The 20,322-nt window shown below is 44.2% G+C and carries 20 protein-coding genes and 1 pseudogene; 12 read left to right on the top strand and 9 right to left on the bottom strand.

Annotated features, from left to right (window positions below; genetic code table 11):
• Nucleotides 1–114: 114 nt before the first annotated feature.
• Nucleotides 115–458: pseudogene (locus MHM99_RS17285) on the bottom strand (integrase core domain-containing protein); the annotation flags it as partial.
• A 74-nt stretch (nucleotides 459–532) separates the two neighbouring features.
• On the opposite strand from MHM99_RS17285, the gene MHM99_RS17280 reads away from it, so the two are divergent.
• The 3 genes from MHM99_RS17280 (at nucleotide 533) to MHM99_RS17270 (ending at nucleotide 2,887) form a co-directional block, all read left to right on the top strand.
• Nucleotides 533–712 (top strand): transposase, encoded by a 180-nt coding sequence (locus MHM99_RS17280; protein WP_053103825.1) that lies wholly within the window; start codon nucleotides 533–535, stop codon nucleotides 710–712.
• Between the two features lie 223 nt (nucleotides 713–935).
• Nucleotides 936–1,724 (top strand): lipase, encoded by a 789-nt coding sequence (locus MHM99_RS17275; RefSeq protein ID WP_014950619.1) that lies wholly within the window; start codon nucleotides 936–938, stop codon nucleotides 1,722–1,724.
• Between the two features lie 89 nt (nucleotides 1,725–1,813).
• Entirely contained in the window at nucleotides 1,814–2,887 is a 1,074-nt protein-coding gene (locus tag MHM99_RS17270) for an ADP-ribosylglycohydrolase family protein (RefSeq protein WP_049588176.1), read from the top strand.
• 84 nt (nucleotides 2,888–2,971) lie between these two features.
• Here the strand turns inward: MHM99_RS17270 and MHM99_RS17265 are convergent, their stop codons facing one another.
• Nucleotides 2,972–4,060, bottom strand: coding sequence for a Gfo/Idh/MocA family oxidoreductase (locus MHM99_RS17265; protein ID WP_168463062.1), 1,089 nt, complete (start codon nucleotides 4,058–4,060; stop codon nucleotides 2,972–2,974).
• Nucleotides 4,061–4,156: 96 nt separating this feature from the next.
• Nucleotides 4,157–4,444 carry a response regulator gene (locus MHM99_RS17260; protein WP_239220219.1) on the bottom strand — a complete coding sequence of 96 codons (288 nt, stop codon included), beginning with the start codon at nucleotides 4,442–4,444 and terminating at the stop codon, nucleotides 4,157–4,159.
• Nucleotides 4,445–4,718: 274 nt separating this feature from the next.
• On the opposite strand from MHM99_RS17260, the gene MHM99_RS17255 reads away from it, so the two are divergent.
• The 4 genes from MHM99_RS17255 (at nucleotide 4,719) to MHM99_RS17240 (ending at nucleotide 10,248) form a co-directional block, all read left to right on the top strand.
• The gene (locus MHM99_RS17255) at nucleotides 4,719–5,879 is read left to right on the top strand and encodes an AI-2E family transporter (protein ID WP_049588171.1); all 1,161 of its coding nucleotides are present in this window, start codon (nucleotides 4,719–4,721) and stop codon (nucleotides 5,877–5,879) included.
• A gap of 193 nt (nucleotides 5,880–6,072) precedes the next feature.
• Nucleotides 6,073–8,241: a TonB-dependent siderophore receptor gene (locus MHM99_RS17250; RefSeq protein ID WP_202941953.1), complete on the top strand. Its 2,169-nt coding sequence runs from the start codon at nucleotides 6,073–6,075 to the stop codon at nucleotides 8,239–8,241.
• 11 nt (nucleotides 8,242–8,252) lie between these two features.
• Nucleotides 8,253–8,810: a hypothetical protein gene (locus tag MHM99_RS17245; RefSeq protein WP_049588169.1), complete on the top strand. Its 558-nt coding sequence runs from the start codon at nucleotides 8,253–8,255 to the stop codon at nucleotides 8,808–8,810.
• Nucleotide 8,811: 1 nt separating this feature from the next.
• Complete coding sequence (locus tag MHM99_RS17240) at nucleotides 8,812–10,248, top strand: PepSY-associated TM helix domain-containing protein (RefSeq protein WP_049588167.1); 1,437 nt, start codon at nucleotides 8,812–8,814, stop codon at nucleotides 10,246–10,248.
• 278 nt (nucleotides 10,249–10,526) lie between these two features.
• Here the strand turns inward: MHM99_RS17240 and MHM99_RS17235 are convergent, their stop codons facing one another.
• The 3 genes from MHM99_RS17235 to MHM99_RS21410 form a co-directional block, all read right to left on the bottom strand.
• A complete protein-coding gene (locus tag MHM99_RS17235) occupies nucleotides 10,527–11,537 on the bottom strand; it encodes an NAD(P)-dependent alcohol dehydrogenase (RefSeq protein ID WP_014977336.1) in 1,011 nt (336 codons plus the stop codon).
• A gap of 151 nt (nucleotides 11,538–11,688) precedes the next feature.
• The gene (dsbG, locus tag MHM99_RS17230; RefSeq protein WP_014977337.1) at nucleotides 11,689–12,435 is read right to left on the bottom strand and encodes a thiol:disulfide interchange protein DsbG; all 747 of its coding nucleotides are present in this window, start codon (nucleotides 12,433–12,435) and stop codon (nucleotides 11,689–11,691) included.
• A gap of 23 nt (nucleotides 12,436–12,458) precedes the next feature.
• Nucleotides 12,459–13,268 carry a TlpA disulfide reductase family protein gene (locus MHM99_RS21410; RefSeq protein ID WP_231506568.1) on the bottom strand — a complete coding sequence of 270 codons (810 nt, stop codon included), beginning with the start codon at nucleotides 13,266–13,268 and terminating at the stop codon, nucleotides 12,459–12,461.
• 108 nt (nucleotides 13,269–13,376) lie between these two features.
• Here MHM99_RS21410 and MHM99_RS17220 point away from each other — a divergent pair, with 108 nt between their 5' ends.
• Complete coding sequence (locus MHM99_RS17220) at nucleotides 13,377–14,042, top strand: response regulator transcription factor (protein WP_014977339.1); 666 nt, start codon at nucleotides 13,377–13,379, stop codon at nucleotides 14,040–14,042.
• Between the two features lie 5 nt (nucleotides 14,043–14,047).
• Nucleotides 14,048–15,367, top strand: a complete 1,320-nt coding sequence (locus MHM99_RS17215) for a histidine kinase dimerization/phospho-acceptor domain-containing protein (protein WP_014977340.1) — start codon at nucleotides 14,048–14,050, stop codon at nucleotides 15,365–15,367.
• 105 nt (nucleotides 15,368–15,472) lie between these two features.
• On the opposite strand, the gene MHM99_RS17210 is transcribed toward MHM99_RS17215, so the two are convergent.
• The 3 genes from MHM99_RS17210 to MHM99_RS17200 all read right to left on the bottom strand — a co-directional run bounded on the left by MHM99_RS17210 (nucleotide 15,473) and on the right by MHM99_RS17200 (nucleotide 17,679).
• Nucleotides 15,473–16,645, bottom strand: a complete 1,173-nt coding sequence (locus MHM99_RS17210) for a beta-ketoacyl synthase N-terminal-like domain-containing protein (protein WP_014977341.1) — start codon at nucleotides 16,643–16,645, stop codon at nucleotides 15,473–15,475.
• A gap of 127 nt (nucleotides 16,646–16,772) precedes the next feature.
• Nucleotides 16,773–17,105: a DUF1904 family protein gene (locus MHM99_RS17205; RefSeq protein ID WP_014977342.1), complete on the bottom strand. Its 333-nt coding sequence runs from the start codon at nucleotides 17,103–17,105 to the stop codon at nucleotides 16,773–16,775.
• A gap of 157 nt (nucleotides 17,106–17,262) precedes the next feature.
• Nucleotides 17,263–17,679, bottom strand: coding sequence for a Dabb family protein (locus MHM99_RS17200; RefSeq protein ID WP_014977343.1), 417 nt, complete (start codon nucleotides 17,677–17,679; stop codon nucleotides 17,263–17,265).
• Nucleotides 17,680–17,917: 238 nt separating this feature from the next.
• Between MHM99_RS17200 and MHM99_RS17195 the strand changes: the two genes are divergently transcribed.
• From MHM99_RS17195 to MHM99_RS17185, 3 genes are all read left to right on the top strand, one after another.
• Nucleotides 17,918–18,109, top strand: a complete 192-nt coding sequence (locus MHM99_RS17195; RefSeq protein ID WP_014977344.1) for a hypothetical protein — start codon at nucleotides 17,918–17,920, stop codon at nucleotides 18,107–18,109.
• 284 nt (nucleotides 18,110–18,393) lie between these two features.
• Nucleotides 18,394–19,263, top strand: a complete 870-nt coding sequence (locus MHM99_RS17190; RefSeq protein WP_049588165.1) for an MIP/aquaporin family protein — start codon at nucleotides 18,394–18,396, stop codon at nucleotides 19,261–19,263.
• Nucleotides 19,264–19,444: 181 nt separating this feature from the next.
• Nucleotides 19,445–20,308, top strand: a complete 864-nt coding sequence (locus MHM99_RS17185) for a DMT family transporter (protein ID WP_049588161.1) — start codon at nucleotides 19,445–19,447, stop codon at nucleotides 20,306–20,308.
• Nucleotides 20,309–20,322 lie beyond the last annotated feature (14 nt).

The raw sequence follows: 20,322 nt of genomic DNA, 5'->3' as shown, positions 1-20,322 counted from the left end.
ATTCTCCGATTGCTGTACCTATCAAGAATTTGCCGAATGGGCAAAAATGAAAATGACGCCATCGCAAGTTTAGCATGCTGGTTAATAGTCAAACTGATAATTAGCTTGTAGTGGTCAAGTCATTTTGGCCACATCGTTGTAGCTATTCCAATAACGTTTCTCCGATTCATTCGGTGTTAGACCACCGTTGTATGAATGCGGTCTCAGTCGGCTGTAATAGCCATAAATGTAATCACCAATCTTCTGCTTTGCTTCAGCAAAATTCCGGTAACCAGTAGTTGGAACCCATTCGGTTTTGAGACTTCTGAAAAAGCGTTCCATCGGGCTATATCCCAACAATTTCCCCTGCGACTCATACTTTGTGTTAAGCGATACCGCCAAATTAGCTGACGGAATTTTCGGCTCATGTGATGACATCCCTGGTCGCTATGGAACATCACGTTTTTAGGCTTTCCCCGATACCCCCTGTGTCAGGATAGTTGTCGCCTCAGTTTTTCATAAAAATATAACAGGAGCGGTAAGTTAGTTATTAGTGAAGCATTATCCTGAAGACCATAAGAAAACCGTCATTAGAAAGCTGGTTGAAAGTGGCTTATCATTAAGCCAATTCGCAAAGCTAGAGAGTATCAACTTATCTATTTTGTATTCATGGCGAGATAAGTATTTACAAGCAGGTTCTAGTTTGGCAGGTAGCAATAGTTCAGAAGGTTAGTCACCAGAGCAAAAGTTCGCAATTGTTTTAGAAACAGCAGCATTGAGCGAAATTGAGTTAAGTGAGTATTGCCGTGAAAAGGGGCTTTACTCTGAGCAAGTTAAAGAAAAATGACGCGCTCCGTCATAACACTGAAATAAACTCCCTGTAGCGTGAAGTATTCAGTGAAAGAGTCTTCAACGGCTCAGCTTCAAAAACGCTAAATGCTCCAATACGAGTTTTCATGAAGAAATTGAAACGCTATCAATATGAAAGATATGCCATTCTCTGCCAACTCGCCTACCCTGATGCCGACGAGCAATACCAAAAAATCTTAGATCCTTTTTATGAACGCCAGCTAGTCGATAAGTACGGCAGAATGAGCGTAAGAATCTTGTGGGTCGAGAATAAAAAAGAGGTCATTATCGTTTTTCGCGGATCATTGGGGGTAAGAGATTGGCTAGCGAATTTATTCTTCATCCCAAACAAACTCAATCAGTTAAACAGAAAATTCTGGGTCCACTGGGGGTTTGCGCGGCTATTGGCTCAACCTATGTATTCCAGCACTAAGACATCCAATGAAGCATTACCACTTAGAGAGCTACTTGTAAAAGTGCTTGAACCACTTAGGCAGCAAGGCAAGCGCTTTACATTCATTGGCCATTCGTCCGGCGGCGCAGTAGCGGTATTAATGGCTGATTACTTTGAGCGTTTATACGCAAAGTCAGTAAAAAGGGTAGTGACTTTCGGACAGCCCGCAGTGGGCACGCGCTCTTGGTATAAGCACTACACGCTACACCATAGAACGTATCGCATTTGCTGCGATTTAGATGTAATAACCTTTATGCCGCCCTTCCCTTTTTACTTCTGGCACGTTGGCAAGATGCTGTGGCTGCACGATGATAAAATTTACGAAAACACGCCTACCCATAAACGCTTTTTGATGTCGCTTCACAGCTGGTTGTTACGCCCAATTACCTATCACTACATGCGAAAATATATCCGCAACAAGTCGCTTTTCGATGAGCATTAGAACGATCATTTTCGACCTACAGTGCGTAATTTAAAGGTACTTGATTATTCAATCCCGCACAGCACTGCGTAAGAGGTAGGCTTAAAGAAATGTCTTCACTGTCAATCAAACGAGCAAAAGCGGCACTCAAGAACGCGTTTATCGGCGACGCGTTGGCTATGCCGGTACATTGGTATTACAACCCAGCAGATATTTATAAGGCATTTCCGTTAGGGATAGAGCAATTTGAGGATGCGCCATCATTTCATCCGTCTTCAATAATGTCGCTACATTCCACGCAGCAAGATGGGCGCGCGAATAAGGCATCTGCAAATCAAAAAGAGATAGTGGGCGACGTTATTCTCAAAGGTAAAAGGCAGTATTGGGGCAAGGACAACATTCATTACCATCATGGTATGAAAGCGGGAGAAAATACACTCAATGCACATTGCGCGCGTATCGTTTTATCATGCGCACTTAAAGGGTATGACGAAAACGAGTTTTTAACTCAATATATTAGCTTTATGCGCGCTGATGAACCCAAACACCCTGACACATACGCTGAGTCTTATCACAGAGGCTTTTTTGCGAACTTAGAACAAGGTACTCCAGCACACAAATGTGGGGCGGTTACACATGATACGGCTTCAATAGGCGCTTTTGTGTCGGTAACACCTTTGGCGGTAGTAGAAGCAAGCAAAAGCACAGCCCTTGAGGACATCAAACGCCTGTGTCGTAGTCACCTTTATTTAACTCACCCGGATGAGTCTTTAGCATCGGTGTGCGATTTCTATGTTGAGTTAATCTACAAATTAGTGCATCGAGAAGGTGAATCACCCAAGGCCATTTTAGAAGATATTGCCCGTAAATCTGTGCACATGAATTTGGCTGCGATAGCGGCAAAAAGCAAAAGCGATATCGAGATTGTTGGTCGTATGTATTCGCCAGCGTGTTATATCTCAGACGCGTGGCCCGCCGTTTTGTACTTCGCTTACCGTTATGCTGATACGCCTAAAAAGGCGTTGATTGCGAACACCAACGTGGGGGGCGACAACGTGCACCGCGGTTTTGTATTGGGGACCATAGTGGGGCTAATTCAGGCGACAGAAATATCCCAATGGTTTAGTGAATTAGCTGACAAAAAGGACCTAGATGCGCTGATTAACCTTCTTGATGAACGGTAGCTAAGACAAAAAAGCCTGCTAGACCCAGTCGTAATGTGAACAAATGGCATTCACTGTCCGGTAGCGTATTCGCGTAAAAGCGCCTTATAACGCTACCGTTTCCCCTGTCTTCGCCGCCTTAAATATAGCGTTCACAATGCGGATATCGGCCAGACCTTCATTGCCAGTCACCATAGGTTGTCGTCCAGTTAATATGGCCAGTGCATCGTTATCCATTTGCAGCGTTTGCTGCATACCGTTTATAGGAGCCAGCGTTTTTCCATCAGACGTGGTGCCCGTTACCCCGCTGTAGCTCTGCATGGGTTTAAGTTGATACCAGCCCTTTTCACAATCAGCTTTAAAATGATTAAACCCTTTCACTACACTGGTACCGCAATCGGCCACTAGTCCGTCGCCAAAGTCCATCGTAAACAAGGTCGTTTCATCAACCTCAGTAAACGTCTCTGGAAAGCGCTGTGGTGGATGACTTCCCGTCACCGCTAATGGCTCACGGCCCGTTAAAAAGCGTGCGCCGTTTATCGCGTAAACGCCCATATCATAAAGTGCACCGCCGCCCATGTGCTTTTTCATTCGCCAGTTATCAGGCGCTCTTCCTTGTCCTGCATAACCAGCAAAGCTCGATACCGCGGTCAAGTTTCCATACGGCTTAGTTTCAAGATACTGATGAAAAGTGCGGGTATTGGGTTCGTGCTGCATACGATAGCCTATCGACAACTGCACGCCATTTTTGTTACACGCATCTATGATAGCTTGGCATTCCTCGCTATCCATGGCCATTGGCTTTTCACACCACACATGCTTTCCGGTATTTGCGGCTTGTACCGCAAAGTCCTTGTGTGTGCCAGTAGGCGTTACAACGTAAATAACGTCAATATCGTCATTATTCGCAATATCTGCCATGGTGCTGTACGTGTACACATTACTGTCTTTAATGCCGTACTTTTGCTGCCACTGCGGGATCTTACTCTCGCTCCCCGTGATTATCCCCCGTAATTCACAGTGTTTAGTGTCCTGTAAGGCAGGGGCGAGTAAATTTGTGCTGTAATTGCCCAACCCTAACAGCGCCACGCCTATTTTCTTTTTCGAAGGCTGTGCCATTAAATAAGGACTGTGCGCAACCAGCAAACCTGAACCTGCCAATTGAAGAAAGTGACGACGAGTAATGCGGGGCATTAGTACTCTCCGTTAAAAAATTAATCCGTGCATGGTTTTAGTAGTACCTTTCTTACTCAGAAAGATCACAACACTGTTGCGATATTATCGAATGTGTTACCAATAACACCATCGAAGGTTTATAGCTGGCAGCCAATACAGCTTTAAAGCCCTTTGGCGCATCGTGCCGTATGGTAACGCGCGATTTTGACGAAGTGCCGTACATAATTCGTAACCATTCATACCCGGCATGCCGATATCCAACAACACTAAATCGGGCGTGAAAGACGCGACAGCCTTTAATGCGGATGACCCATCTTCCACTACTTGAACCTGACACCCTTTTGCCTCCAATATCCATCCCATGGTAATAACGGCATCTTGATTATCATCGGCAAATATCACCGCACCAGTTATGTTTTCTATAAGAGCTTGAAAGGGGATGTCGTCGGTAAAAGAAGATGAGCCCTACTTATTGGCTCAGACATAATTCGCTCAAATAATGCAGAAAAAATTATACTAAAGTAGAAATCACTATTTAGCTAACGATTTACGTAAAGCAGTACAAAGCGACTTCTATAGCGGTGCGGTAATTGAACTTAAATGATTAAATTTTCGTAACACTTACGCTATCACTAGTAAAAGTTCTACCAAGATCACTTTCTACCAAGGCTAAGACATGGACAACGCTGGCTCGAATCAAGATAAAGGGAACGCGAAGTATGCTGGTAAGTTCCCCAAAATAGCCCAACAAACCAGACTGCTAAATATTCTTGTGATTTTTGCTGTCATTTATACATTGTACCTTGCCAAATCTTTACTTGTTCCTCTTTTCTTTTCCGCCTTTGTTGCTCTGCTTTTGAGCCCTCTTGTTGCATTCGCACGCAAGTTATTGATACCTCGCACACTTTCAGCAGGAGCCCTGATTGCTTTGCTGGTCGCGCCGTTTACATTTTTAGGTATAGAGCTTGCTGAACCGGCAGAACGCTGGATGCAATCTCTCCCCAAAATTGCTGCCGAGATATCCAAAGAAATTGAAGAGATAAGCAGCAACATCGACGCTTATGCAACGCCTCCAGCTGAACCCGTTGAAAAAGAACGTTCATTCTTTAGCTGGTTTGGTGACGATGAGAAGTCACCTGAAATTTCTCCACCGCAAGACAACACAAACTCTGTGACGGACAAAATTAAACAAAGCGGAATAGATATTGGGCTCACACTCTTCGGTAACGCGCCATTTTTACTGGCACAGGTGCTCGCCTGTATTGTTTTAATTTTCTTCTTGTTGGTTTTTGGCCCCAACCTATTCAATGTTTTTGTAAGAGACTTCCCCATAGTTACTAACAAGCGACGAACGCTGGTATTGGTCGATCAAATTCAAAGGGAGCTGTCTTCGTATATCGTCACCATCAGCATCATAAACTCATGCTTAGGATTATCTACAGCAGGCGTGTTTTACTATTTAGGAATAGACGATGCGTTACTTTGGGGAGCGCTGGTTGCGCTGATGAACTTTGTCCCCTACTTGGGTGGTGTGGCGAGCTGTGTGGTATTGCTGGTAGTTGGGCTTGTTCAGTTTGGGCTTACCAACAGTGCGTTTCTGCCTGCGGGTCTGTTTTTAATATTGAATATTATTGAATCACAACTCATCACGCCTGCGGTGCTAGGAAGAAGTATGCAGCTTAACCCATTAATAATCATAATTTGGATAGCAATAACGGGTTGGCTATGGGGTGTGGTAGGCGTTTTACTTGCCGTGCCTATACTAATGTGTTTTAAGATCATTCTCGAAAATCTGGGCGTATTTGATCACTGGATTAAACTTCTCGAGTCAAAATAATTTTACTCTCTTCGTCCCTTCAACCACGTTGCATGGATAGAAGCGTGTGCGGACTTTTACCTAAAATCTAGGCACAAAGCACGATAGTCCTCTTCAAATAAAAGACGAAATTCATATTTTAACGGAACATACCCTGCCTTTTTAAAATAAAAATAGTTATCATATTCGTTGTCTTTTGATTTTTGGAGCTCCCATGAATTTGCTTAAAAGTGCCTTAGCCGTGATGATCGGCCTGTCGTCTGCAGGCGCGCCTGTATATGCACAAACAGAAAAAAATAATAATGATGACATTGAGCATATTACTGTTGATGCATCTCAGGTTGAATTACGAGATAGCTTTGCAGGAGGCCAAGTATCTCGCGGTGGTCGTGCGGGTATTTTAGGTAATCTCGACATGATGGACTCTCCATTCGCAAGCACCAACTTTACCGCAGACATCATAAGGGAGCAGCAAGCAAGAAGTATCGCCGATGTGTTGCAAAACGATCCGGTGGTTCGTGTGGCAAAAGGCTTTGGTAATTTTCAAGAACTATACGTAATGCGCGGGTTTCCCGTTTATTCTGACGATATGACTTACAACGGATTGTATGGTGTTTTACCTCGCCAATATGTTGCTGCAGAGTTGTCAGAACGCGTTGAGGTTTTCCGTGGCGCCAGTGCATTTCTGAACGGCGCAGCACCGGGCGGGAGCGGCTTAGGTGGTTCGGTGAATATAGTGCCTAAGCGCGCGGGCGACGACCCATTAAACCGTGTTACGCTTGGATACGAGTCTCAAGGACATTGGTATGGCGCAGCAGATGTAAGCCGCAGATTTGGCGACGACAGCCAAAGTACCGGCGTAAGAGCTAATTTTGTACAACGAGGCGGCGAAACAAGCATCGATAACCAAGATCGTGAATTGAGCGTTGCTGCTATCGGCATTGATCACGATAGCGATAACTTCCGTCTTTCTTTGGATTTGGGCTACCAAGACCATCAGGTTGACTCACCACGCCCTGCAGTCACGCCAGGCAGTACAATTCCAGAAGCGCCTGACAGCGACACCAATTTTGCCCAAGAGTGGACTTACACTAACGAGCGTCAATTTTTCGGTGCGGTTCGAGGAGAATACGATTTTACCGACAACATCACTGCATGGGCGGCGTATGGTTTCAGATCGGGTGAAGAAGATAATGTGTTTGCTAACCCTAGACAGGCAGAAGCAAATGGCGACTTTTCCGCTTACCGTTTTGATAACGTTAGAAATGATGAAATTCGCTCAGGTGAAGTGGGTCTCAATATCGAATTCAAAACCGCAAGCGTGGGACACACGATCATTACGTCTGCATCAACGTTTTTTCTAGAATCTGAAAATGCCTATGCGTTTTCAGATTTTAGCGGCTTTGCTGGAAATATTTATAACCCGGTAACGGCAACCGTGCCCGATGCTGACTTCTTTATTGGTGGCGACCTTAGCAACCCACTAATCACAGAAAAAACAGACCTTTCTAGTTTTGCTCTTGCAGACATGATTTCGTTTAACGATGGAAAAATTCTCTTAACCCTTGGTGGCCGTGTTCAAAACATTGAAACCCGCACCTTTGATTACAATACAGGTGATGAGTTGTCAGGGTACGACGAATCTCAATTCACGCCGGTTGTGGGCATTGTTTATAAATCGTCAGAACAGGTGTCTTATTACGCCAACTATATCGAGGGGCTGCTTCCTGGTGAGGTAGCGCCTGCATCAAGCGGTGGTGAACCAATTGAAAACGCGGGTGAAGCTTTTGACCCATACAGCGCCGAGCAAATAGAAGTAGGTGTGAAATATGATGCTGGCCAATACGGTGGTTCATTGAGTGTTTTCAACACCTCAAAGCAAAGCTCAATTATTAAAGACAATGTTTTCAGTACCGATGGTGAACAGCAAAACCAAGGGCTTGAGTTAAGCGTATTTGGCATGCCAACTTCAAATTTACGTGTTTTGGGCGGATTCACTTGGCTCGATGCGGAAATGACGAAAACTCAAGACGGTACACTAGATGGCAAAACGGCCATTGGTGTTCCTGATTTACAAGCTAACATTAATATTGAGTGGGATGTTGATGCCCTTCCAGGGCTTACTGTCGATGCACGTGCGGCCTATACATCGAAACAATATGCCAGTGCCGATAATAGCCTTGAAGTCGATGCATCCAATCGTTTCGATTTAGGCGTTCGTTACAGCTTCTTTGCAGGAATGACCGACATCACACTTCGCGCTCGTGTAGATAACGTCTTTGACAATAATTACTGGGCGTCGGTAGGAGGCTTCCCTGGCTCAAACTACCTTGTATTAAGTGAACCTCGGACATTCAGACTGTCTGCTTCATTCAATTTTTAACGGATTAAGTTATGCTGCTGTCAATCGCTGCCTTTTTAGGCAGCGCATTGGCGATAGGTTTGTTTTACCGCGCTTGGCAAAGCACACAGATCGCCTTTAAACGTATATCTAAACTCTCGGCATTGTTGTTAATGCTGGCGAGTTTAAGCCTTTGGGTTACAGAGTACGGCCCTGAATTAGGTACCTGTTACGCAGTGGTCGCTTTCTCGTTACAAGCATGGAGTTGGATTTATCTCGCCCGACAACGAATAAGTAAAGATGTAAAACGCGTCAATTTACCGTTCGCATCTGGATTGACTACCCCGTCTACCTCTATTGCTTTTAACGCCCTTGTAAAACTACTTGGCAGTGTGTTTTTAAGTGCTATTTGCGCCATGTTAGTTACTGTAGTGTGGACAACAGCACTTAGCATGAGCAAAGTGAATCAGATTGCACTTGGAATTTACACCATGCCTCTTTTATGGGGATGTGGCGCATACTGGCTGTGTGCAGACAGTAAACTATGGCGCCCGGTTGGGGTGTTGAGTGTACTTAGCGCGTTAAGTTACTTCTACTTGTATAGTATATAAAATGAGTATTTCTATTTCTCCCAGCGCAAATAAAAGCGCCTTAAAAAGTCACGCTTGGTTAGGACTAGCCGTTAGTGTATTGATGTATTGGGTGTGCTTTTCAGGCACTTTATCTGTTTTCTCTCAAGAACTTCTGCGGTGGGAACAACCCCATATTGCAGATAATCTAGATTACACCCCTGGCAGCATTCAAAATGCTTATGAACGCTTTCTCACAATGAAAGAGGGTCAAACACAGGGAAACATTGTCATTCGCTTGCCTACGCACGATTTGCCACGCGCACGCATTAGTGCAGACGGTGAGTATTGGAATATTTCTCCAACCGGCGAATTAAGTGAACCATCCACAACACCTATTACTGATTTAATCGTTGATTTACACACCGCTCTTCATTTGCCAGAAGACATCGGAATGATGGCCGTCAGTGTATTGGGTGCTATTTTGAGTGCATTGATTATCTCTGGCATTGTTGCTCACAGACGTATTTTTAAAGATGCCTTTCGCTTGCGAACAGGTAACAACGAGCAACTTACACAAGGCGACTTACACAATAGAATGAGCGTGTGGGGCTTGCCTTTTCACTTGATGATTGCACTAACCGGCGTTTATTTTGGTTTAGCATCGTTTTTAACGTCCATTTATGCCGATACCTTATATGAAGGAAACAAGCTTGATCTGTTTGCCGACATTTATGGTTCATCAATTCAGCTTGAACATCAGCCAGCCATTGCGAATATAGAAAAAGCGCTGACCGACATAATGAAAATGGAGCCCAATACCCAGCCCATTTTTGTTACTTTGGAAAACGCGACCAAAGACAATCAGTATATTTTGCTCGGCTCTCAGCACTTGGATAAGCTCATTTATTCAGAACAATACCGCTTTGATGCCAGTGGACAATACATCGATAAAGTCGGTTATTCAGATGGTGATGCTGGCCAACAAGCGATATTTTCTGTATATCGCATACACTTCGGCCACTTTGGTCCAGAAGCAATGAAGATATTCTTCGGATTAATGGGGTTCGCGTTAACCATTATCTCTGTTACCGGCATAAATTTGTGGCTGGCAAAACGCGCTAAGCAAGATGCCTTAAACCAGCTTTGGCTCGGTTTTGTGTGGGGCACGCCTATCGCATTTATTTGGGCTGCATTGTTAGAGTTAACGCTGGCGCTGCCCACAAAACCTGTTTTCTGGGTAACATTGACAGCTATTCTTATCGCTTCACTAATGCAAAAAGTGCTTATGAAAACTCACTTGGTGCTGTTGAATTGTCTCGCCGCCTTGTTAGTTGTATTGGCCATTACTCACTTTGCTGTTCACTACCCTAGTTCGTTAGTCATGAACTCGCTCATTATAGACAGCGCGTTTATCGTTTTTGCCCTGTGCGTATGGCGCTACCTATATTCTAGGTTGAAGAAAGGCTGGAACATTTAGCTCAACCAGATGAAGGTTAAGTTTGAGTAAAAATTAGCATTTTTACATAGTCTAAGTCTGAGCATAATTGATATTAAAAAGCCTTCCGTGTGGAAGGCTTTTTGCTTTTGAAGTCTGTTGCGAAACACCGCTGGCACACTTAATCCATCATCATCATTTAATTCAAGTGGCTCCCTAACTGCCAATGATCCAGCTTTGACAAAGAAGTCTTGTTATCAATGCATCACTTGATTTGCAAACCATTAACTTTGATAGCGTCACAAACAATGCCAGAACTCTTAGATATCAATACAAATCTTGCCGAAGTGTTTGCCATTAACCTCATATTCAAACGCTTTAGCGAGTTCATCGAGTGAAAAACTTGTATCAATTACAGGCTTTATTCCGCTCGCCTCTAGGGCATTTACGAAGTCATTTTGATGCTCCCTGCTCCCAACAATAATCCCTTTAAGATTGATCTGCTTTGCCATCAGCGCTGCTGTTGGAACATCTCCTTTCACGCCGGTCAATACGCCAATAAGGACAATATTTCCATTCACACGACACGCATTGATTGACTGTGCTAAGGTAGCAGGCCCTCCCACTTCCACAACGTGGTCTACACCTTTCTCTCCGCTCCACGCGTTAACCGCACTCCCCCACTCGGGTTCTGCTTTATAGTTCACGATGAAATCAGCGCCAAGGGCTTTAGCCTTTTCAAGCTTTTCATCCGAGGAGGAAGTGATAGCAACGTATGCCCCCATCGCTTTGGCTATTTGAAGTGCGTATATTGAGACACCGCCAGTACCTAGCAACAGCACCTTGTCGCCAGCTTTAAGCTTACCCTCAACAACTAATGCTCTCCACGCTGTTAACCCTGCCGTTGTAATTGTGGCGGCCTCTGCATGGCTCCATCCTTGTGGAGCTTTAGTAAACCATGTGGCTGGTCGAACGACATATTCTGTTGCGTATCCGTCAAGGCCATCACCAGGCGTTCGACTGAAATCGCTACACCTAGGTTCACCGTTCAGCCAATCCGGAAAAAATGTCGACACAACATGATCGCCCTCCTCGAACTCATCAACGTCCTCACCAACTTGAGTAATGATGCCAGAGCAATCAGACAGGGGTACACGATTCTGCGCCGTAGGAATAGTGCCATTAGCAACACTAAGGTCATGGTAATTCAATGAACTCGCATGAACACGTACTTTAATTTCTTTACTTCCAACTGTTTGAGGCTCGTCAACGTCTGTCGTCTTTAATCTTTTAAGCCCTTCATCATGGGTTCCAATAACAACTTTTCTCATGTACGGATATCTCTTTAATTTTGATTAGTAATATACGTAAACGATTCAAATGAGATTACTGAAGGTTTTTATCTGAGATAAATAGTAAATGTAGCTCCTGACTTAAGGGAACATTTTGTACTCATTGTTAATTCCGTCTCTCCCTTTATCTTTAATTGTCTAGCACTGTTTCTAATTGAGCTGTGGTCGGAAGCCCCATTTGTAATTTCACAGCACCAGACTCATCCCTAAAATAAATGGCAGGCGTAGCGGAAAGGCTCAGTCGTCGCATAAGCCTGTGGTTGTCATCAAGCTCCTTTTTCACCTCTGGAGTCGGGTTATTCAAAGGCTTAAGCAGCGCTAATTGACCAGCTTCATGGTTGTGAAGAATCTCACTAGGGTTTTCTGCGCTAAGAATGGCTGCAGATTTTCCATAACTATCAGCCTTCAATATACCGACCAGGATATGCCGAATTTGAACATTACCGGCGTCAACCCACGGTCGGGCCTGCTGCCAAAACTTTTGACAATAAGGGCAGTTCGGATCGGTAAAGGCATAGACAACTCTACTAGCATTAGGGTTACCATCTAAAACCCAACTCGACTCACTCAACTGCTGCCATATTTTTTCGCTTTGCGCACCGTTTATGTAGTTATTTAATTCGTTAGCTCCAACATCTTGTCCGTTTGCGTCGAACATTTTTCCAGCCAACATATACTGACCATCTTCCGTGACATAAACCGTGATTGCATTACCTTTGAAGTCAATGACATAGCCTGTCATTTGGGATGGCGCATCAAAGCGACTTATCACCTCTCCGCCTTGCTTTTCAACGATGCTGAGAGGCTTTGGAAGCTCACTATCAGTGGCGAATGATGAGCTAGAGAAAGCTAACATCCAAGAGACTACTTTTAGCATTCTTATTCCTTGAGGTACTTAATTTACTTGAGAAGAGGACGGAGGTAATGCTGAAGGCTAGCCTCAGACAGCTCCCCCATGTGGCGGTCAACTAACTCGCCTTTTGCATTGAAAAATAACGTAGTTGGCAGGCCATATGCGCCAAAGCTTTTTGAGATATTGCCTGCAAAATCAAAGTAAGTATTTTCAAGGTCAACACCTTGGCTCATTAAGAAGCGTTCTGCTTTCGTGGGCGCTTCGCTTTGATTGATAAAAATAAATTTTACGTCTGACTGCGTTTGTTGTGCCCGCGCTAAAACGGGCATTTCGCGGCGACACGGAGGGCACCATGAAGCCCAAAAGTTGATGACGACAGGTTTACCGATATTTAGCTCTAGTGATTGATACTCGCCACTTGAAGTCTGAGCATTGATATTTAGCGGACTAGGAGAGGTATTATATAAGGTTTGAATTACAACTAGTGGAAACAACGCAGCCGCGGTGATAGCCCCAGATTTAAGATAAAACGACATAAGCTGACGATGCTTTTTTGCTCTAACCAAAAGAACCGTTAGGCCCGCAAACCATCCAGAATAGCTATTGAAACCACCATCTCTAATATTGAGTACGGAAAGCCAGTCTTTTTGATAAATCTCCCACAAATCTATGACGAAGATTAAACGTGCCACAACTAGCCCTGCTGCGATAGACCAGAATATAGTGTCAGTAACTTCGTTCTTCTGCTTACTGGCTCTTGCCAAATAGCCGACAAGGCTCCAGAAAATAATTACACCCGCAATAATTAATGCGGTGCTGGTCATCATAGCGAAAGGGCCTAAATTGATCGTATTCACGTTAAATGCACTTAGTAAGTTTGAGCTGGTAAACTAATTACCAAAGATTAATTTAATATTAATGTTCACCCATTAGCTTCTACGCATCAAACCGCTTTGTGAAAAACTATGAATATTCTTCTCGTTGAAGACGACCTCGTTATTGCAGACGCAGTATGTGTTTACCTTCAAAGCAAACTCATGCAAGTCACCCACGCCGTCACGTTAAGTGAGGCTAAGCACTATGTATCAATCAACCAGTTTGACGTGTGCTTGTTAGATATCGCACTACCCGATGGAAGCGGACTGGAATTGTTATCGTTAGTCAGGAAGAAAAAGCTGCCAATGGCAATCATTCTTTTAACGGCAAGAGATGCCATTGAAGATAAGGTGACGGGGCTCAACAAAGGCGCAGATGACTACGTGACAAAGCCTTTTGACTTTGAAGAGTTAATTGCGAGAATTTACAGCGTAACGAGAAGACAAGATCAGCATTTACACGAGATATTGAAGTTTGAAGAGCTTACGTTTGATGCTAAAGCCAAACGCGTAGAAGTGCGCGGCGAACAGTTATCCTTATCTGCATGTGAACTGAAACTTCTGTATTTATTCTTATCAAACCCAGGCAGAATTTTAAGTGAAGCACAGCTTAAAGACTACTTATATGGCGTCAACGATGATGTGAATAGCAACGCCTTAAACGTGCATTTGTTTAATCTTAGAAAAAAAGTAGGTAAACATATCATTATCACGGAACGTGGTCTGGGCTACCGCCTCGCTCATCAGCAGGAATAAGAAACATGAGTCTTCGACTAAAGCTCATCGCAATTATTGCTCCTGTATTTTTTGTCTTGTGGCTAACAGCCAGTTATTTCTCTATTACCCAGCTGAAAAGCGAGATAAACCAAGCCATGGATAGCCGCCTTGCCTCCACAGCAAGAATGATGAATAACCTTATGCTGTCCGACCAAAATTCAGTGGGCAACTTGGGGCTTTCCCCAAACGGTACGTTCAACGATGCGGGCACCTTAAAAGGCCTTGCCTGTAAGATAAGCGCGTTAAATGGTGAAATTATTGCTAATAGCCACCCTCAAGAGCTAACACTACCTGATACGCTACCATCGGGACTTGATACCGTTATTGTTGAAAACATCGAGTGGCGGGTATTTTCTTTAAAAACAGAAAAGCACACCATTTCTATCGCTGAAAAGCTTTCTGAGCGACATGCAATATTTGTCCAGATGGTAATCGTCAGCGCCCTTCCAACACTCATTTCCCTCGTGGTTTCGCTGCTTGTGATCTGGTTTGCCTTAGGAAGAGAGTTGAGGCCGCTTCAGCGACTAAAAGACGCCATCACCAATCGCTCACCAAACGATTTAAATCCAATTCGGTTAAGGCATAACCTGCAAGAAATTACTCCCCTAATTGATAGCCAGAATCAGTTGTTCACCAAGCTTGAAAACGCTATTGAAAGGGAAAAAGCGTTTACCGATAACGCTGCTCATGAATTAAGAACACCTTTGACGGGCATTATTAGTCAACTACAGGTAGCAAAAGTCACGCAAGGAGAAACGCAACAGCGTGCCATTGAGAAGAGTTTATTTAGTGCACGTCGCTTGCAAAGCTTATTAGAAAACTTGCTGTTGCTGGCAAGAGTAGACAAAGCGCCAATTGAGCAGCATGTGCAACCGTGGGAACTGTCTAAAGAACTTAGCAACCTGCTGACAGAGTTAGGCTGTGAAAACAACGACATTCAGGTTCATACCAATGTTTCAAAACGACTATCACACATCCCCGTATTCGCATTCACTATTGTCATGAAAAATCTAATAGATAACGCCCGTCAACATGGTGTTAAAGGAATGCCGATTTCAATAGTCATTGAAGAAGACGACAACGAGTTTGTTATTCGCGTTTCCAATCATGCAACGCTTAATACTGAAACGCTAGCGTACATGACAAGACGATTTTGGCGTGAAAGTCATTCACAAGGAAACGGGCTTGGATTAGCGATTGTGAACGCACTGGTAGAAGCGCTGAATGGAACATTTAACGTCAATTACGAAGGTGACCAGCTACACGTAATGATCACCTTCCCAACTTCGCCAAATACCGAGTAAGGCACACCGAATCTGTGATTGAGCGAAAGCTTCTTTTTAGCTCAACGAGCCCGTCTAGCCCAAACACGGTTCGGCTACATTTTGCTGCTGGGCATGTATTGTAAGCTAGTCGGCGCCAAGGATAGTCACTACCGCCGCGCCCCCCAGACCTATGTTATGCGCCAGAGCAAGCTTTGCATTTTCTACCTGTCTCTGCCCTGCTCTGTTAGTTAAATGCCACGATAGTTCAACACACTGCGCTATACCCGTCGCCCCGATGGGATGGCCTTTTGACATCAAACCACCTGACGGTCCAACAACGTATTTACCACCATAGGTATTGTCTCGGTCAATGACGAGCTTTTCAGCTTCACCTTCAAGGCACAACCCAAGTGCTTCATAAGTGATAATCTCATTCGTTGTGAAGCAATCGTGCAGCTCTATTACATCTATATCGTTTGGAGAGACCGCTGCAGCCTCGTATGCCTTGTGAGATGCTATTTTTGTCATCTCACTCCCCACCGCTGAAATGGGGTCACGCCAAGAATCAATAGTGTCCGTAGCCATTCCTTGTCCAAGAATAGACACCGCATTTGTTATGCCGTGTTTCTTGGTAAATGTTTCACTACACAACACAACTGCTGCAGCGCCACAGGTAGGTGGACAAGCCATTGTTCGCGTTAAATAGCTATCGAAAATCACCTTGTCTGTTAGCACTTCTTGCACGCTAAGTGGAGAAGTAAACAAAGAAAAAGGGTTGTTGATAGCGTGCTGTCGAGACTTAACCGAAACTTCAGCAAAAAGGTTTGGGCTTACACCGAATTTTTCCATGTAGTGCTTGCCAGCTGAACCGAACGCTCTCAACGCGATAGGAGCTGGAGGCACATCAAACTCATCATAAACAGGCGTGAAACGGTCAAACGGACTTTCTCTGTCCTGCCAATGACTGCCCAAAGCTCCCGGCTGCATCTCCTCAAAACCAAAAGCTACAGCGCAGTCGACCTCTCCGGAAAGAATTGCTTGTCGGGCAAGATAAATAGCACTGGCTCCACTTGCACAATTATTATTTACATTGACAACTGGCACGCCAAGCTGTGCCACGTCGTAAAAAGCGTGTTGGCCACAGGTGCTGTCACCATAGATATAAGATGCGAAAACTTGCTGAATATGCTTTTTATCAATATCTGCATCTTTAAGGGCTGATTCCACGGCATTCGAAGCCATAATACGATAGGGTAACTGGCTACCTGGCTTAACAAACTTCGTCATGCCGGCACCTATAATTTTAACGTTGTTCATGTCTGTCTCTGTCAATATTTGTCTCGGGCGACACTGATAATAAGACTTGAACAATTTAAAGCGTATTATTTCGTTCAACCTGCTACCAGAGGCCTTTGCTCAACACGTTAAGTATTGAGCACACGCCCTAAAAGTGCTCGCGATTCTCGTAATAATCTTTGCCGTTTAGGTCTTCAAAAAGTACGGTAATGTCCGTATGTTTTCCTACGAACGGACGAAGCGCTTCATCGATAAGGTTAGCTACCGCAGTTTTGGAATCTTGCCCGCGATCAAACCACAACACTTCTATGAAAGGATAGCCTGATGAGGCTCCACCAGCCGCAACAAACTGACTCGCAATATGCTCTACCGTGAAGTGATCGTTGGGGGTATCAGTGAGCTTCGCAAACTGCTCAACAATATCCACTGCGACTTTCTCTAATACAGTTTGCTGAATACCTCTTGCGCGTATATGTGGCATTTTCTTGGTCCTTCTTAAAGCGCTCAAATTGTTGTTTATCATGTCTTTACTGACATCATATCACGCATTTTAAATCGCGAAACTAAGGGCTTGTTTCAGCACGCTTAAAGACTCCGTATAACATCGACAGATATATTATTTTGGGAATTACGGATAGTTAAACCGATATGGAATCGCGTACCACTACCTCGCGCCATAAGTGAGCGCAGTCTTCTATGAATTTTTTATGGATAGGATGAAGCTGATACTCATCTTGTGCTTCAACGCTTTCAAAAAACATAAGCTCAGAGACGTCAAAGGAATTATCGATAACATCCCGCTTGAGTGTATTCGCAGGCACGCCAATGTGGAGCGAGTGAACCTGTGGAATGGCGCGCAACGATTGTAAACCGTCAATAAGCTTTTGCTTATCTTCTGTCGACGCTGGGTCTTTTAGCCAGAAGTAAACCATGTGAAGGATAGGTGGTAACTCAGCGCTAGCACGGGGGTTTGCCTGTGCAGAAGCCGGCAATGCAGATAGTGAAGCTAGCGCTCCTGCGGTTGCTAAAAATTGTCTTCTTTTTGTATCTGTCATTGCCTTCATCCTTTTTTTATAACGGGTAAAAAAACTGAATTTCTACAATGACACTGGACGCGCATTGAAGCAATAAGAATCCGTTGATGAGTCATCTGTCACCTAACATTGCGCAGCGACATAAATTGCCATCTATTAACAAGGTTTTTGAACGCAATAATTCGCATCTTGGCAAGCAACTTGAAAGACATTTAAAAGAAACGAAATTTAAACACGTAAACAACGAGATTTTGACGCTATGCGCTTACCTACTAAACAGCTTATTAATAAGATCGAGCACTTATCTAACGGCCTAACGCCAGAACAACTGTCGAGTTTCCTAGATATTATTGATGCCATGACGGCATTAGTTGAAGAGGCGGGTGAGTTAAAAGGTGATTGCGACGCCAAAAGCAACAATGGTAATTCGGAGATATCTATACTCCACTAAGAAGTGTATTTATACGCCCCTACCTTTACGCAATAACATATACAAAAAGCCACTAATATTCGATTTTGATCATTTGCAGTTCGTTTATGTTCGTTTTATGATGATTTTCTCTTAATTGTACATTGGAAGCAGTTTAGAAAAACGACTTACGACAAATGAGTTATTTAGCGTAATGATATAATCGCGCTCATTAGAAGCGGTATTCGCCTACATTTGCTAGCACGTAACTTTGTCCTCTTTTTTCTACTCATGCACTGTACGGGTTATAATAAAAAGGAAATCATATGTTACCTCTCTCGGAACCAACACTTGTCCGGCAGTGTATTGCTGAATTTGTAGGCACAGGCATTCTAATATTCTTCGGCGTTGGCGCAGTGGCAGCATTGGTATTAACAGGTGCTTCCTTCGGCCAGTGGGAAATGAGTATTCTTTGGGGCGTGGGCGTGTCCATTGCCATCTATTGTACTGCTGGCGTTTCGGGTGCCCACATCAACCCCGCGGTGACCATAGCACTCGCAATGTTCCACGGTTTTGAAAAACACAAAGTCGCGCCCTACATAGCGTCCCAGTTTTTGGGAGCATTTTGTTCTGCAGCTCTTATCTACAGCCTATATTATCAACTTTTTGTTGACTATGAACTTGCGCACAACCTATCAAGAGAAAGCATAGGGGCACTCGCTACTGCGGGCATTTTCGCAACGTATCCTCACGAAGCACTTTCATTCTGGGGTGCCTTCAGTGTTGAATTCGTTATCACAGCAGTTTTAATGTTCGCAATATTGGCGTTAGGGGACGAAAAAAACGGCGCTCCGCGAGGAGCTATGAATCCACTCCTCGTGGGTCTTCTAATCGCCGTTATCGGCGCTTCTTTAGGGCCATTGACCGGATTTGCTATGAATCCCGCAAGGGATTTTGGACCGCGACTCTTTACCTATTTCGCAGGATGGGAGTATTCACTTTCCGGTGCAAAGGATATCCCGTACTTCATTATTCCTATTTTTGCACCAATATTTGGCGCTTGCTTTGGTGCGTGGCTGTATCCAACATTAATAGGCCATTCTCTTTCTCAAGAAAGTCATGGCTGCACTATTCCTAACGATTGCGAAGCTCCCGTGATAAGAAATACGTCTGAAACACGTATTGAGAGGGGCTAGGTTTATGTTAACAGGGTGAAGGTATGGCAGAAGAAAAGGTAATGAGAACACCGTTGGAATAATAAACTCCGGGCATCCTTCTATTCACTAAAATTATCGGCAATGAAGAAGCTAACTGTTGATATAAAAGCGGCGATAACCTATTTTACGGCGCGGTTAATCTTTCAAAGAAGTGCAGCGTGTGATTTATTTAATAGCCGTTACTGTCCTATGGGCATTTTCCTTTTCGCTCATAGGCGAGTTCTTGGCAGGTTCGGTCGATAGTTATTTTGCAGTGTTAACACGGATCGTGCTCGCCACCGTAGTTTTCCTTCCTTTTCTAAAGCCGGCTCTATTGAGCACTAAACTAAAAGCGATTCTGGCAAGCTTAGGCGCTGTGCAGTTAGGGTTGATGTACATCTTCTTTTACCACGCGTTTTTGTTTTTAACTGTACCAGAAGTGCTACTTTTCACCATATTCACGCCGCTTTATGTAGCCATTTTAAATGACGCCCTGTTTAAGCGGTTTACCCCGTTTTATTTATTGTGTGCACTTATCGCCACCGCAGGTGCAGCAATAATTCGCTTCAATGGTGTTAGTGAAAATTTCTGGTTTGGTTTTGCTATTGTTCAAGGTGCTAACCTTTGTTTTGCTTTGGGACAAGTGGGTTATAAAAAGCTGACTTCAACGTTTGAAACCCAAATGCCCTATCACAACGTATTCGCGTGGTTTTATTTAGGTGCATTGGCCGTTGCTCTACCTGCGTTCTCCCTATTCGGCAACACGAGTCAGCTGCCACAAAACCCTGAACAATGGGGCGTGTTGCTATGGTTGGGTATTGTGGCGTCAGGGCTTGGGTATTATTTTTGGAATCAAGGTGCACTAAAAGTGTCTGGTGGTACGTTAGCCATTATGAATAACGCGCTTATTCCAGCAGGTCTTGTGGTTAATTTACTGCTTTGGCAAAAAGACACAGACTTCTCTCGGTTGTTTCTTGGCGGCGCCATCATCGCTTTAGCGCTTTGGATGTCTCATCAATACTCCAAAAAACAGGAACGCCCCTAAGCCTTAAGAGAGCG

It is taken from the genome of Alteromonas sp. MmMcT2-2 (genome assembly GCF_022348305.1).
Lineage (GTDB): Bacteria > Pseudomonadota > Gammaproteobacteria > Enterobacterales > Alteromonadaceae > Alteromonas > Alteromonas macleodii.
This window is presented reverse-complemented; position numbering and strand designations above follow the sequence as displayed.